Consider the following 253-nt stretch of genomic DNA (forward strand, 5'->3'; position numbering starts at 1 on the left):
TTTGGGGAGGCATTTTCCCATCCGGCAGGAAGACTGGCCTTTGCTGTGTCGGCGTATTGAAGAATTGATTGGTGGTCAGGCCGTCATGATTCAGGACACTGTTCCGGAAGCCATCGAGAAAGCCGCACAACGCTATGCTGGACGCCTGATTGAGATGCCACAGGATATAGCAAGCGAATCGGGGGCGGCCACGGATACTCCTGGGCACGATTTCCAGGAAGTGGATATCGGCTCATTGCAATTGATGAAACCG

Annotated in this window: 1 pseudogene; it reads left to right on the plus strand. The window is 53.8% G+C overall.

Going from position 1 to position 253, the window contains the following annotated elements:
• A pseudogene (locus IV91_RS18780) lies at positions 1-253 on the plus strand (IS1634 family transposase); the annotation flags it as partial.

It is taken from the genome of Ferrovum myxofaciens (assembly GCF_000735045.1).
In the GTDB taxonomy this organism is placed as follows: Bacteria; Pseudomonadota; Gammaproteobacteria; order Burkholderiales; family Ferrovaceae; genus Ferrovum; species Ferrovum myxofaciens.